Source organism: Streptomyces sp. CA-251247 (assembly GCF_050952975.1).
In the GTDB taxonomy this organism is placed as follows: domain Bacteria; phylum Actinomycetota; class Actinomycetes; order Streptomycetales; family Streptomycetaceae; genus Streptomyces; species Streptomyces achmelvichensis.
Genome location: NZ_CP191861.1, coordinates 7894960 through 7908384, shown reverse-complemented (window position 1 = coordinate 7908384; position 13425 = coordinate 7894960). Strand labels below are relative to the sequence as shown.

The window sequence follows — 13425 nt, the reverse complement described above, 5'->3', positions numbered from 1 at the left end:
GTCTCCACCGGGCGGCAGCTTGCCTTGACTACCGCTTCCCGAGCGGTAGTTCTCGCCATACCCGCCGACGCCGCCGACACGGCGGTTCTCCCCTGCCCGGAGCGGCATCCACGTCACCCCGGGCCTCGCCCAGGCTGCCATAGGAGCACCTCATGCCGCCCACGATCAGTACCATCAATCCCTCGCAAGGGCCCACCACCGGGGGTACTACCGTCACCCTCACCGGCACCGGGATGACGGGATCCACCGCCGTACGGTTCGGCACCACCAACGCCACTTCCTTCACCGTAGTGTCGGCGACGCAGATATCAGCTGTGAGCCCGCCCCGCGCCGCTGGGGCGGCGGCGGTGATCGTCGTCCATCCGACCGGCAACAGCAACTCGGTGACGTTCACCTATGTCGTGGCGCAGGTGCCGGTGGTCACCGGTGTGGCGCCCAGCAACGGTCCGGCATCCGGCGGCACCAGTGTCACCCTCACGGGAACCGGGTTCACCGGGGCAACAACGGTCACCTTCGCCGGGGTGCCGGCGACGTCATTCACGGTGAACTCGGCCACCCAGATCACCGCCGTAACACCCGCCGGAAGTGCCGGGGCCGCCGTGGTGACCGTCACGACACCGGGGGGCGTCAGCACCCCGGACGCCTTCTTCTTCTACGCCGCGCCTCCCGTCCTCAACAGTGCCAGCCCCGTCCTTGGCCCGACGGCCGGAGGCGTGGTGGTCACGCTGACCGGGAGTAGCCTGCTCAACGCCAGTGCCGTACGGTTCGGCAGCACCAACGCCACCTCCTTCACCGTGGTGTCGGCGACGCAGATCACGGCCACCGCCCCCCGGGGACGGGCAGTTCACCGATCACGGTGATCACCCCGGGCGGCACGAGCAACCCCGTCGCCTTCACCTATGTCGCCGCACCCACCCTGACGGCGCTGGTGCCCAGTAGCGGTCCGACGTCCGCCGGCACCGTGGTCACTATCACCGGCACGAACCTGGCCACCGCCACGGCCGTTACCTTCGGGGGTACTGCTGTCTCGTTCACCGTCGTGTCGGACACACAGATCACGGCGGTAGCGGCCGCGGGCCCCGCAGGTCCGGTCACGGTGATTGTCACCACGGCGGGCGGCACCAGCCCGGGGCTGACTTACACCAGGGTTGCCGCGCCCGGAATCTGACCCACGGGCGTCGGGGAGAGGAGCCGCCGCACACACTTCCTACACAGCACCTTGTGCCGCTCCGCCACTTGACTGCCCGACGACCGGTGCAGGCTGATGATCCAACCAGGTTACTTTTGGGCGCCGCCTCCCTGGAAGGCAACTGAGATCGCCATAGCGTGAAGCTGCACGGCGCCCGCAATCAGCGGGCCCGGCGCCGGAACAAGGAGCCGAACTGGTGAGGATCACACCGCGCAGAGGGAGACTGGTCGTCGCGACAGCCCTGGCAGCCGTGCTGGGGTTGGCCTCGCCCGCCTGGGCCGTACCCTCCGACACAACGGTGGTGGCGGCTCCTCAGTCCGCCGAAGTGGGCACTCAGGTGCAACTGACAGCCACGGTCGACTGTCCCGCCACCGCCACTGGCGGGCTCGGCGTGACGTTCTTCGACGGCGACGTCCTCCTCGACACCGTGCCGGTGAATGCCAACGGCCAGGCCAGCCACACCGTCACGTTCACCACCGCCGGCTCGCACGAAATCACTGCCGCGTACAACGGCACCGCTGAGTGCGACGCCTCCAACGACACCACGATCGTCCAGGTCACGTCCGCCCCGACACCGCCCGGCCCGCCCCCCGGCTTCTGTCTCCTCGCCTGCGGCGGACTGATCAACTTCTCCGTCGGTGACATCAATAACACCGTCACCATCTCCAAGGACAAGTAGAGGACAGGGAATCCGCGGTACCTGCGCCAGGCAGGTTGTTCAGGAACCTTGTTGGCAGTTGCCGGCTTCTTCCCACAGGCGAGGACCTCCGGTGCGGTGGACGCCTAAGGCTTCACCACACCGGAGGTCTTCGTGTCCCATCGCAATGCCGACTGATCATCCGTGGCCGGCATCCGCTGGCCGATGGTGTGCATGGCGGTCGGCGGCACCTGCACCCGGCTCGCCGCTTCCCTCGGTATCGCCACGTCTTCCGCTACGTCCGCGAGGCTGTGAACCTGTTGGCCGCGCTGGCTCCCACCCTCCGGCCGGCCAGCCGTCGAGCGCGCGACGACCAAGGCGTTCGTCATCCTGGACGGCACCCTGCTGCCCATCGACCGGATTGCCGCCGACCGGCCCTTCCAACTCTCGCCCCCACCCGAAGATGCGGCGGTCCCGCGCGCGGAAATGGCACTGCGGTGTCCCGTCCGCCAGGTGAGCCTGCCATGAGCAACCGTCGCCCGCCCGGGGCATGGTTGCCGTGCGCGGTGTTCGTCGCGTCAGGCGCGACGAACGTCACTTCTCGGCATGCGGGTGAAGCGGTGCGTCATCGACGCCGACGTGGGGAGTCTCGGCATGTGTCCGCCGGAATCGAGCCGACCCGGCGGTGCTGAACTGGCATTCATCGGTCGTACGGCTCCTCGGAGTGAACGTGCCCCTGCCCAACCGCCCAGCCGATGCCTGGAAGATGGCACCGGCTGGGGGATCCACTCCCTCTCAGGAAGTGCCCATCGCGACATCAAGCTGGACGCTGGGCTGCCCCGCGCGCAAGACAGACAGCGGCCATACCGGAGGCCGCGCTCCCCCGGAGAGGGATGGGCTGCCCACCGGTTGGATACTTACAGTGACGCAGGTCGTGGAATATGCCGCAAGGGGATGCGATCTTTCGTCACCCGATCGGCGGGGCGCACGAGGGGGCGTATGCCTGGACGAGCCCGTGGGAAATGGCCGGAACGCTCGCATGCCCCCTGCTCGGCGGGGGTACGCCTGCCTCTCAGCCGCTCGCCTCGCGGCTCTCGGACCCAGCGAGAAGGCGATGCAACGATCAGGCCGCCGCTGTTCACCATGCGTGTTTCAGCCACAGTTGACTGGAGCGACGGCCCGGTCCGGCTGCGGTGCGCAGAAGGTTCCGTGGCGGAGATCTCGTAATTCACCTGGTTGGCGCGTTTGAATGGCCGCCACGACCGGCGCGGGCTTCCCTGTATCTGGACCGCAATAGCGTTCGAGTGGGAGGTGGCCGATGTACAACATGTGCGCCGAACACGTAGCGACAGAGACCGGCACCGGCCTGCTGTGGCATGCAGTCGACGGCCATGCCTCGTGCGCCCGAAGTACGCCGGGTGTAGGGGGCGACCCCCATGGTTGCTGACACCTCCCCCCAGTTGAACCGGCAGCGGCCGCGGCTGGTCGCCCGATGGCGCGAATCGGCAACTCAGCACCTCACCCCCACGAAGCGGTCGCTGATCGTGACGTGGATCGCGTTCGGCGTCACTTGGGGGACCGTGCGAACCATCACCCATGGCATCCGCGGCGGATGGCTTCCCTGGGGGAACATCTCCGCCGGCGGCCAGCACCTGCACCACTACAACATCGGCATCGGCACCCTGGCCGGCGTCGGCATCATCGCCGTACGCGGCGATGAACGCGCCGTCGGTCACCCCGCCGTCGCCGCCGCCTACGGCGCAGGAACCGCACTCATCGCCGACGAATTCGCCCTGCTCCTCGACCTGCAAGACGTCTACTGGACCCAGCAAGGACGCCTCAGCGTGGACGTCTCCCTCGGCATCCTGTCCGCACTCGGCGCATACCTGACGGCCCAACCGTTCTGGCACGAGTGCGCCCGAGTGACCAGCCACCACATAGCCTCCGCGACCAAGCGAAACCTGATACCCACCGGCTAACGCGTACGCGCTCCTGCGGCGCGGGACGAAGCCGGCGCCTCCCCTTCTCCACATCGCAGCAGGGCTGAACCACGCCACACACCAGCGCACAGCCGGCGTCGAGCAGACGGCACTCTTCGTTGCCTTCGACCTGCTGGAGCATCAGGGCGCCGGCACCAACCTCGACCGCCACCACGACGACATCGACTCCGGGCATCGCCCTTCCGCTGTGCCGAGCACAGAACGCCTTCGTCACGTGGCGTTGAGGGGCGCGGATGCGGCGGGGGTGATCCATGCCTGGCATGGACGAGGACTCGGACGGCTCCTGCCGACCGATTCGCCAGGAACCGCATCGCCGACGTCGAAGTCCAACCGCTCAGACCTCGGAGTACATAGAGGATCGCTCGCCCCGATATGATGCATTTTGTGATCACGCCCGGGCGGCTGCGGCGCCGTCGTCCTACCGACAGCGGCCGGTGGGAAGCTGCCCTGCTGTCACCGGTGATCCTTACCGTCCTCATCGTCGGCCTGGCGTTCTCCACACCGAGGGAGATCGCCTTCAGCCGCCTCCTGCCCGCCGCACCCGCCCTCGCCGCCGCGATGTGGCCAGTGCTCCCCACGCTCCTGCTGGGCGCGTTCTGCCTGCTGGTCATGATCGGACTCAGCTTCGTCTACACCGACCTCGGGACGCCGTACACGGTGGCTGCGATCGTCGCGGTCACCTTGGCGGCCGCGTACGCGAGCCATGTCCGACTCCAGCGGGAGGAGACCCTCTTCCACGTCCGACTCGTCGCCGACGCAGCCCAGAGGGTGCTGCTACGCCCCCTGCCGCGCCTTGTCGCGGACATGGAGATCGAATCGCTGTACCTGGCGGCCCAGGAGCAGGCCCGGATCGGCGGGGACTTTTACGAGGTGGCCGACACACCGTACGGGGTCCGGCTGCTCATCGGCGATGTACGGGGCAAGGGCCTGCCCGCGGTCGGAGCGGCCGCGGCGGTGGTCAGCAGCTTCAGGGAGGCCGCGTACGACGAGGCAGACCTGAGGGGCCTCATCCATCGCCTGGAGACCAGCATCACCCGCCACAGCGCCACGTTCCCCACCCAGGACCTGCCGGAGCGCTTTGCCACCGCCCTTCTCGTCGAGATCCCCCACGGCAGCGGCCACGTCAGAGTCCTCAACTGCGGACACCCCCCGCCGCTGCTCGTGCACAGCGGGGAGATCCGCGTCGTGGAGCCCACCGCCGCCTCACCGCCCCTCAACCTCGCGACGCTCATCGGAGACCGCTACTACGTCGACACCGTCGCCTTCGCCCCGGGCGACCAGCTCCTGCTCTACACCGATGGCGTCACGGAGACCCGGGACGGCACCGGCGAGTTCTTCCCCCTGCCGGACTGGATGCGGCGGCAGGGCCCGCTGCCGCCTCGTGAACTGCTCGACCGACTTCATCGGGACCTGCTCCACTACAGCGGCGGAAGGCTCGACGACGACATCGCGGCCCTCGCCGTGCGAAGCCCGGACACCGGGGCCCAGGAGCACCCCGCGTAGGTGGCCCATTTCCGGGCTGGTGGGGCACTTGTGGATCCCAGGCATCACCGCATGGCGTGGCGTACGGGGCAGGCGTAGCGTCGATGGGGGGGCGAGATGGGGGGCACGCAGGCTCCTGCGTGCACCGACCGACTTGCCGGGAGGTTGCGGCATGGTACGGGGTATCCGCAACACTGTTGGGCTGATCTTGGCAGTCATCGGCGCTGCCGCGGCGCTCTGGGCGCCATTTCGCAGTTGGTACAACGGCCGTCTCGGCCACGACTTCCGGGTCTGGGAACTCTTCACGGGAGCCGGCGTGACGAACTCGGGCGCGGGGCTGTTCGCGTCCATGTTCCTGCCCCTCCTCGTCGGCGCGATCGTCACTCTCCTCGGCGTGGTGTTTCGATCTCGACTGCTGGTCCTCGTCGCCGGAATCATCACCCTCGGGTTCGCCATCCTGTGGATGGTCCGCCAGGGGCAGGCACAGGGCAGTCTGACGGTCACGGGAGACAGCAACGGGCTTGGCAGCGGAGTGGCCCTCGCCCTGCTCGGCGGTCTCCTCATGCTGATCGGGTCGGCCATCATGGGTGGACGCGAGCGCCGGGCCGTGCGCGACGCCCGCCTCGAGCAGCAACAGCAGGAGCGGGACGCGGTCCACGCCGAGGACCAGGATCGCCTCGGCGCTGAGACCGGCCGTCCGTATGGCATGGCCGCCCGAGACCAGGACACAGGGGACGCGGCCGGCCGAAACAGCGCCGCGCAGGTGCGGCCCGCGGCAGGCACCGGTTCTGCCCGAGAAACCGCACCGGGAGGCGGCACGACGCAACGGTTTGCACGGCAGCCACAGCCGGCATCGCCACCGCGTGGCCAGCCGGTCCCTGCCAGGGAGACGGACAGCCCCGACCGCGGGCGCGGCGAAGCCGACCGTACGCAATACGAGCAGAACGACGAGGCCGGCGACTCCCACGCGTCGGACGAAGACCGCTCGGGCCGCGGCAGGCACCGCCGTGAGCGTCCCTGAGCAGTGCCGTCCAGGACGAAAGACCAGTGGCTCTCCGAAGAACTGACCGGAGTCACATTCCCTCTGCAGTCTCACTGGCGCCCCGCCCCAGGGTCAGGTTCGTCCGGTAACCCCTTCCGCAACGCGCTTCAGGCAGTCGGCTCCGTGCTGAACTCGGCGTGCAGGAGGCGAAGGTGATCCACTTCCCGTACAGGGCCGGTGAGCGTGACCCGTGAGGTGAGCCGTGGCTCCGTACTCGACGCGCCGAACCTCAGCTCCAGCTCCCCCGGTTCCACGATGCGGAGCCCGTCCCTTCCGCTGAAGGCGGCCAGGTCCGCAGGGACCGTCGCGTGAACGCGTACGCTCTGGCCCGGGGTGAGTTCCAGCCGGACGTAGCCGATGAGGCGCTGAACGGGCTGGACCACGGAGGCGACCGGGTCGTGCAGATACAGCTGCACCAGCTCGGTGCCCTCGCGCATGCCCGTGTTGCGGACGGTGAACGCCATCCCGAACGCGCCGTCCGTGGCTGCCTCGTCGCGCTCCACAGTCAGGTCCGTCCACGCGAAAGTGGTGTACGTCAGGCCGTGCCCGAAGCCGAAGGCCGGTGTCGGGTCGATGTTGGAGACCTCGCTGGAGTGGCCGAGGCGTGCCGCCAGATAGGTGGAGGGCTGGGCCCCCGGGTGACGCGGGACGCTGACCGGGAGCCGGCCGGCCGGAGCGGTCCGCCCGCCGATGACCGAGGCGATCGCTCGTGTGCCCTCCTCACCGGGGAAGAAGGACTGAACGACGGCGGCCGATTCGGTCGCCGCCCGGCCCAGCGCGTAAGGCCGGCCGGCCACCAGTGTCACCACGACCGGGGCCCCGGTGTCGAGAAGCGTGTCGAGCAGCTGCTGCTGGACGCCGGGCAGGGCCAGCGACTCGGCGTCGCAGCCCTCACCGCTGGTGCCGCGGCCGAAGAGTCCGGCACGGTCACCGAGGGCCGCGATGACGATGTCGGCGCCCCGGGCGAGTTCGGCGGCCACCGCGAACCCGGTGGTGTCGGTACCGTCCACGTTCGCGCCCGGAGCAACCACAATCTCGCTGTCGGGAAACTCCGCCGCCAACGCCTCGTGCAGCGTGGGCAGTTCAATGCCGACCGGGACCTCGGGGTACTGGACACCGACGTGGACCGGGAAGGCGTAGCAGCCCAGCACGGCCGTCGGCGCCTCTGCGTTGGGGCCGATGAGCGCGATCCTGGCCGGCGGTGCACTCCGCTCCGGTGCGTGGGCGGGGGACAACGGCAGGGTGCCGTCATTGCGGAGGAGTACGACGGCCTGTTCGGCGACCCGGCGGGCGAGGGCCCGGTTGTCGTCGGAGTCCAGGCGCACCGAGCCGCGTTCGGTCCCGGCGTCCGGGTCGGCACCGTTCATCGGGTCCGCTCCGGCGAGTGCCGGCGGCACAGCGCTCCAGTCCCGGTCGAGCAGACCGAGTTCGGCCTTCTGCACGAGGACGCGGCGCACGGCGCGGTCCACCAGCGTCTCGGGAACGCGTCCCTCGGCGACCGCTTCCAGCAGGGGTTCGCCGAACGTCTTGACCGTGGGCAGCTCCACGTCGACGCCCGCGGCGAGTGCAGCGCCGGCCGCCTCGCCGAAGGTCCCGGCGACTCCGTGCAGGGTCTTGAGGAACGCGATGCCGAAGTAGTCGGCCACGACGGTCCCGGTGAAGCCCCAGGTGTCCCGGAGCAACCCGGTCAGCAGCCGCTCGTCGGCGGCGGAGGGGATGCCGTCGGTGTCGGTGTAGGCGTGCATGACCGACCGCACGCCGCCCTCCCTCACAGCCATCTCGAACGGCGGCAGGATCACGTCGGCGCGCTCGCGGGCTCCCATGCCGACCGGAGCCAGATTGCGCCCGGCCCGGGAAGCGGAGTATCCGGCGAAGTGCTTGAGCGTGGCGACGATGCCGGCCGACTCCAGGCCCTGTACATAGGCGGTGGCGACGGTGCCCACGAGATAGGGGTCCTCGCCGATGGTCTCCTCGACCCGGCCCCAGCGTGCGTCGCGCACGACATCGAGGACCGGGGCGAGGCCTTGGTGGATGCCGACGGAGCGCATGTCGCGGCCGATGGCGACGGCCATCTCACGGATCAGCCCGGGGTTGAAAGTGGCGCCCCACGACAGTGGCACGGGGTAGGCGGTGGCGCCCCAGGTGGCAAAGCCCGCGAGGCACTCCTCATGAGCCAGCGCCGGGATGCCGAAGCGGTTCGCGCGGGCGATCCGCCGCTGGGTGCGGGCCAACGAGAGCGCGCCGGCCGCCGGGTCGACCGGTGCCGTGCCGAACGGCCGGGTCAGCTGGCCGAGACCGTACGGCAGCAGCTCGTCGAGGTCGACCGCCTCTTCCATGTCGTGCTGGTGGGGGGCGACTTCGCCGCCCTCGTCGGATGCCCCGACCCAGACCCCGTAGAGCTGGGCGATCTTCTCCTGGAGGGTCATCTCGGCGATCAGGGCGTCGGCGCGGCTGCCGGCGTCGAGGGAAGGATCGCTCCACAGGGGGGCGCTGGAGTCGGTCTTCACGGCCACGTTGTCCTCTACAGCCACGATGTTCTCTGCAGCCACGTTGTCGGTCACTTTCCTCCGACCCCCATCAGCCCTTGGACCAGGGCACGACGGGCGAACAGGTACACCAGCAGGATGGGAAGCATGGACAGGACCACGGCGGCGAGCAGGCCGGGGATGTCGACCCCGTGTTCCGTCTGGAAGTCGTACAGCCCCATGGTGATCACCTTGGTCTCGGCGGACTGGGTGAGCACCAGCGGGAAGAGGAAGCCGTTCCACGCCTGGAGGGCGGAGAAGACCACGATCGTCGACAGGCCGCTCCTGGAGAGGGGGACGACGAGTTGGAAGAAGGTCCGCCAGGGCGATGCGCCGTCCACGGTCATCGCCTCGTACAGCTCCGGGGTGATGTCACGCATCACCCCGGTGAGGATGAGCGCACACACCGGCATCGCGAAAGCCGCGGTCGGCAGGATGACGCCGATGAGGTTGTCATAGAGACCGGCCTTGCTGATGAGGTAGAACACCGGGACGATCACGGCCTGTGAGGGGATGGCGAGGCCGAGGAGGAAAAGCCTGAAGACTGCCCCGGTGGTCCGGCCCTGGCTGCGGACGATCGCGTACGCCAGCGGCGGTACGAGCAGCAGGACAATACCCACGACTGCCACGGTGACGATCACCGTGTTGAGGAAGTACTGCGCAAAGCCGTCGTTGAGATCGTTGATGTAGTTGTCGAGCGTGAAGTTGTCGGGGAAGGCGAGCGGGCCGTTCGCCGCGTAGTCCGCCCGGCTCTGGAACGTCGCGATCAGCATGACGTACAGCGGCAGACCGACCAGGAAGAGCCACACGAGCGAGCCGAACCCCGCGAGGTAGTTGGGACGGCCCTTCATCACACGCCCTCCTGGGTGCTGCGCATCTTGTCGTAGCCCGACAGGCGGACCATGATCAGCGAGATGACCGTGGCGACGACCACGAGGAGCAGCGCGATGGCTGCGCCCGTGCCGAAGTCGAAGCTCTTGAATGCCTTTTGGTACATGTAGTAGGCACTGATCGTGGTGTCGGTGCCGGGGCCGCCCTGGGTGAGGATCAGCACGGTGTCGAAGGTCGTGAGACCGCCGACGACCATGAGGATCACCGAGGTGATGATGCTGTTGCGCAACTGCGGCAGCGTGATGTGGATGAACTGCCGGACCCGGCCGGCCCCGTCGATCTGGGCGGCCTGATAGAGGACTTGAGGGACCGCGCGGGCGGCGCCCTGGTAGATGAGCGTGTGCAGGGGCGTGAACTGCCAGGTGGCGACGAAGACCAGGACGCCGATCGCGGTCGCCTGCTTGCCGAGCAGATTGCCGTCCCCGAAGAGCCACTCGGCCTGCGAGGGCACACCGAAGTTGGGGTCGAGCACGGCGCGCCACAGTACGGAGACGGCCGTGATGGAGAGCAGCAGCGGGACGAAGTAGATGGCGGCCAGGACCGCCCGGTTCCGCTGGCGGCCCGCGGCCCAGACACCCAGCAGGATGCTGACCGGAGTCTGGACGACGACGCCGAGGAGGGTGAGCAGGACGCTCAGCCAGAGACTCTCCAGCATGACGGGGTCGTCGAGGAGCTTCGACCAGTTGTCGAGACCGGCGAACTCCGGTTCGCCGAGGCCGTTCCAGCTCGCGAAGGACAGCACGACGAGCATGCCGAGCGGGACGATGGCGAAGAGCCCGAAGAACACGGCGGCAGGGGCTGCCCAGGCGAAGCCCGGGCGGCCCACTCCGGTGCCGGCCCGTCCGGGGGTCCGGCCGGCCCGTGCGGGGGTCCGGCCGGTCCGTGCGGGGGTCCGGCCGGTCCGTTCGGACTGCTCACTGTCCACGGCGGATGCGGTTGCGAAGGTCATGTCACCTGATCCGGATCAGAGGTGGGGGTCAGGCGGCCGGCAGGGACTGCATCTGCTTGATGAAGGCATCCGCATCGATCTGGCCGTTGAAGAACTGCTGGACAGCCGCGTGGATCGTGGTCGTCGCCGCGGGCGGGTACGCCTGGTCCCAGGAGAGCTGGAATGCCGGGGCCTTCGCCACCAGGTCGTACTGGAACTTCGAGTACTCCGGGCTCGCCGAGGTGTCGAGAAAGTCGGGCGTGTTCGTCGTGGTGGGCAGATTGCCGATGGACAGCTGCGCCTTCACGAACTCGTCCGAGTACATGAGCTTGAGGAAGTCGGCGACCGCTTCGGGGTGCTTGGTCTTCTTCAGCACCGAGTAGTAGTTGTTGGTGTTGCCCGCGAGATTGCTCGGGTCGCCCTTGCCGCCGGATATGGTCGGGAAGGTTCCGTAGCCGAGGTCGCTCTTGGCGAAGTCCGGGTGGGCGTCCTGCAGGGTCGAGTACTCCCAGGAGCCCATCAGTTCGAAGGCGGCCTTGCCCGTGGCGAGCAGGGCCGGGGAACCGCCGTCGGTGAACTTCACCGAGTCGAAGTTCGTGCCGAAGGCGCCCGCGTCGACCAGCTCCTTGATCATGGAGAGGGCCTTCTTGCTCTCGGCGCTTTCCCAGGCGCTCTTGTCGCCCGTCATGGCCTTCTGGAACAGCTCGGGCCCGGCGACGCGGTCGTACACGTACTGGTACCACATCTGCGTCGGCCACTTGTCGCCGCCGCCGAGCGCGATCGGGGTGACGCCCTTGCCCTTCAGGGTCTTGACCGCCGCGAGCAGCTCGTCCCAGGTCTTCGGCGGGGTGATACCGGCGTCGGCGAGGACCTTCTTGTTGTGGAACATCATGACGGGCTGGGTGCCGCGCATGGGCACGCCGTACGGCTTGCCGTCGACCACCGCGGTGTTGAACACCGAGGGCAGGAACTTGTCCTTGAGGCTCTGGTCCTTGGCGATGAAGTCGTCGAGCGGCATCAGCAGGCCGGCGTCGACGAAAGGCTTGATGGAGCCGCCGCCCCAGTTGAAGAAGACGTCCGGAGCCTGCTTGCCGCTGATGATCGTCTGCAGCTTGGCCTGGTAGTCGGCGCCCGGAATGGTGTCCAGGACGGCCTTCACCTCGGAGGTCTTGTTGAAGGTGTCGACCAGCTGCTTCTCGACCTTGTTGGCCGCATCACCGTAGACCAGGACGTGAATCTCGTTGGCCCCGCCCGCCGAGCCGTCGGAGTCCCCGCCGCAAGCGGACAGTGAGAGCGTCATGGCCAGCGCCACCCCGCCGATGACGGCGGCCCGGGAGAACCGTACGCGTTGCTTCATCGCCTCGCCTCTCGAAACTATTTCGGTACGACTACCGAAAGTTCACGAGAGGGGACGGTAGGCTTCCCCATCTGGAGGGTCAACCCTGGAACAATGCGTTACCAAAGCGTTATGCTGTTGCGGCGCCTGCACGTGCCTTATGCTCCCTGCCATGCGCGATGACGAGGAGATGGGCCGCATCACCCTGGCCCAGGTGGCCCAGAAGGCCGGCGTCTCCATTTCGACAGTTTCGAAAGTCCTCAACGGCCGACAGGACGTGGCCGCTCCCACGAGGACAAAAGTGGAACGCATCCTGGAGACCCACGCCTACCGGCGCACGACGAGGTCGTCCCAGGAGGCACCACTCATCGAGATCGTCTTCCACGAGCTGGACAGCATCTGGGCGCTCGAGCTGATCCGCGGCGTGGAGAACATCGCGAAAGCCAACCAAGCCAGCGTGGTGCTGACCGAGAGCGGCACCCGCCACTCACCGGATCCCGACTGGATCGAGGGGGTCCTGCAGCGCAGGCCCATCGGCGTCGTACTGGTCTTCTCCGCCCTCCCCCAAGCGGTAAAGCAGCAACTCAGAGCCCGTTCCATACCGTTCGTCATCATCGACCCGGCCGGCGACCCCGACCCCGACGTGCCGTCCGTGGGATCCGCCAACTGGGCCGGCGGACTCGCCGCCACACGGCATCTGATCGAGCTCGGACACCGGCGGATCGGCATCATCACCGGCCCCGAGGACATGCTCTGCTCCCTGGCCCGCCTCGACGGCTACCGTTCGGCAATGAGCATGGCCGGACTGGCAACCCCACCCGAACTCATCCAGTTCGGCGACTTCCACGTGGAAGGCGGTTACGACCGGGCGATGGAGATGCTGGGCCTGCCGGAGCGGCCGACCGCCGTCTTCGCCGGCAGCGACCTGCAGGCCCTCGGCGTCCTGGAGGCGGCACGCGTCAACGGGCTGCGCGTCCCGCACGACCTCTCCGTGGTCGGCTACGACGACGTCCAGGTCGCCCGCTGGTCCAGCCCGGCACTGACCACGGTCCACCAGCCCTTGCGCCAGATGGCCGAGGAAGCGGCCCAGATGCTGCTGCGGCTGCGCACGGAGGAACCGTCGTCGACGAGGCTGGAACTGGCGACGAGCCTGGTGGTGAGAAAAAGCACCGCGCCGCCGCAGACGGACTGACCCGGGCGATCGCTTGGCGGCTCGCGGCCCCGAGGCAGTCTGAGCTGCAGCGGCCGACCGGCCGGGTGGAGCGCGGCGATGGCCGTTGCCGAAGGCGGCGAGGCCGGCGCTGCGGCGCACGAAACGCTCCGCCTCCAGACAGCGCCGGTGGCGCTTGCCTCAGCGGTCATCTACGAACGACGGGAAGATCAACACGCCACGCC

11 protein-coding genes and 1 pseudogene are annotated in these 13425 nt (G+C 68.5%); 8 read left to right on the top strand and 4 right to left on the bottom strand.

Annotated features, from left to right (window positions below; genetic code table 11):
- Positions 1-152 precede the first annotated feature (152 nt).
- The 7 genes and pseudogenes from ACQPWZ_RS35320 to ACQPWZ_RS35290 all read left to right on the top strand — a co-directional run bounded on the left by ACQPWZ_RS35320 (position 153) and on the right by ACQPWZ_RS35290 (position 6329).
- Positions 153-860, top strand: a complete 708-nt coding sequence (locus ACQPWZ_RS35320; RefSeq protein ID WP_433573544.1) for an IPT/TIG domain-containing protein — start codon at positions 153-155, stop codon at positions 858-860.
- Positions 857-1168 (top strand): IPT/TIG domain-containing protein, encoded by a 312-nt coding sequence (locus ACQPWZ_RS35315; RefSeq protein WP_433573543.1) that lies wholly within the window; start codon positions 857-859, stop codon positions 1166-1168. The genes ACQPWZ_RS35320 and ACQPWZ_RS35315 overlap by 4 nt, the downstream gene beginning before the upstream one ends.
- A gap of 217 nt (positions 1169-1385) precedes the next feature.
- On the top strand, positions 1386-1868 hold the full coding sequence (locus tag ACQPWZ_RS35310) for an Ig-like domain-containing protein (RefSeq protein ID WP_340477511.1): 483 nt from the start codon (positions 1386-1388) through the stop codon (positions 1866-1868).
- Positions 1869-2069: 201 nt separating this feature from the next.
- Positions 2070-2267: pseudogene (locus ACQPWZ_RS35305) on the top strand (IS5/IS1182 family transposase); the annotation flags it as partial.
- Between the two features lie 995 nt (positions 2268-3262).
- Positions 3263-3805 (top strand): hypothetical protein, encoded by a 543-nt coding sequence (locus ACQPWZ_RS35300; RefSeq protein WP_340477510.1) that lies wholly within the window; start codon positions 3263-3265, stop codon positions 3803-3805.
- A 480-nt stretch (positions 3806-4285) separates the two neighbouring features.
- Positions 4286-5329: a PP2C family protein-serine/threonine phosphatase gene (locus tag ACQPWZ_RS35295; RefSeq protein WP_433573542.1), complete on the top strand. Its 1044-nt coding sequence runs from the start codon at positions 4286-4288 to the stop codon at positions 5327-5329.
- A 151-nt stretch (positions 5330-5480) separates the two neighbouring features.
- Complete coding sequence (locus tag ACQPWZ_RS35290; RefSeq protein ID WP_433573541.1) at positions 5481-6329, top strand: hypothetical protein; 849 nt, start codon at positions 5481-5483, stop codon at positions 6327-6329.
- 128 nt (positions 6330-6457) lie between these two features.
- Here the strand turns inward: ACQPWZ_RS35290 and ACQPWZ_RS35285 are convergent, their stop codons facing one another.
- From ACQPWZ_RS35285 to ACQPWZ_RS35270, 4 genes are read right to left on the bottom strand one after another with little or no spacing between them, the layout of a single operon-like run.
- Positions 6458-8857, bottom strand: a complete 2400-nt coding sequence (locus ACQPWZ_RS35285; RefSeq protein ID WP_433573927.1) for a beta-glucosidase — start codon at positions 8855-8857, stop codon at positions 6458-6460.
- Between the two features lie 50 nt (positions 8858-8907).
- Positions 8908-9726 (bottom strand): carbohydrate ABC transporter permease, encoded by an 819-nt coding sequence (locus tag ACQPWZ_RS35280; RefSeq protein ID WP_433573540.1) that lies wholly within the window; start codon positions 9724-9726, stop codon positions 8908-8910.
- Positions 9726-10715: a carbohydrate ABC transporter permease gene (locus ACQPWZ_RS35275; RefSeq protein ID WP_433573539.1), complete on the bottom strand. Its 990-nt coding sequence runs from the start codon at positions 10713-10715 to the stop codon at positions 9726-9728. Before ACQPWZ_RS35275 ends, ACQPWZ_RS35280 begins: the two co-directional genes overlap by 1 nt.
- Before the next feature lie 28 nt (positions 10716-10743).
- Positions 10744-12051: an ABC transporter substrate-binding protein gene (locus ACQPWZ_RS35270; protein WP_433573538.1), complete on the bottom strand. Its 1308-nt coding sequence runs from the start codon at positions 12049-12051 to the stop codon at positions 10744-10746.
- A gap of 139 nt (positions 12052-12190) precedes the next feature.
- Between ACQPWZ_RS35270 and ACQPWZ_RS35265 the strand changes: the two genes are divergently transcribed.
- Positions 12191-13222 carry a LacI family DNA-binding transcriptional regulator gene (locus ACQPWZ_RS35265; protein ID WP_340477502.1) on the top strand — a complete coding sequence of 344 codons (1032 nt, stop codon included), beginning with the start codon at positions 12191-12193 and terminating at the stop codon, positions 13220-13222.
- Positions 13223-13425: the final 203 nt, after the last annotated feature.

Excerpts from the sequence above, each read along its gene's own strand:
- ACQPWZ_RS35320 (WP_433573544.1), top strand. The coding sequence starts at position 153 with ATGCCGCCCACGATCAGTACCATCAATCCCTCGCAAGGGCCCACCACC.
- ACQPWZ_RS35300 (WP_340477510.1), top strand. The coding sequence starts at position 3,263 with ATGGTTGCTGACACCTCCCCCCAGTTGAACCGGCAGCGGCCGCGGCTG.
- ACQPWZ_RS35290 (WP_433573541.1), top strand. The coding sequence starts at position 5,481 with ATGGTACGGGGTATCCGCAACACTGTTGGGCTGATCTTGGCAGTCATC.
- ACQPWZ_RS35280 (WP_433573540.1), bottom strand. The coding sequence starts at position 9,726 with ATGAAGGGCCGTCCCAACTACCTCGCGGGGTTCGGCTCGCTCGTGTGG.
- ACQPWZ_RS35275 (WP_433573539.1), bottom strand. The coding sequence starts at position 10,715 with ATGACCTTCGCAACCGCATCCGCCGTGGACAGTGAGCAGTCCGAACGG.
- ACQPWZ_RS35270 (WP_433573538.1), bottom strand. The coding sequence starts at position 12,051 with ATGAAGCAACGCGTACGGTTCTCCCGGGCCGCCGTCATCGGCGGGGTG.
- ACQPWZ_RS35265 (WP_340477502.1), top strand. The coding sequence starts at position 12,191 with ATGCTCCCTGCCATGCGCGATGACGAGGAGATGGGCCGCATCACCCTG.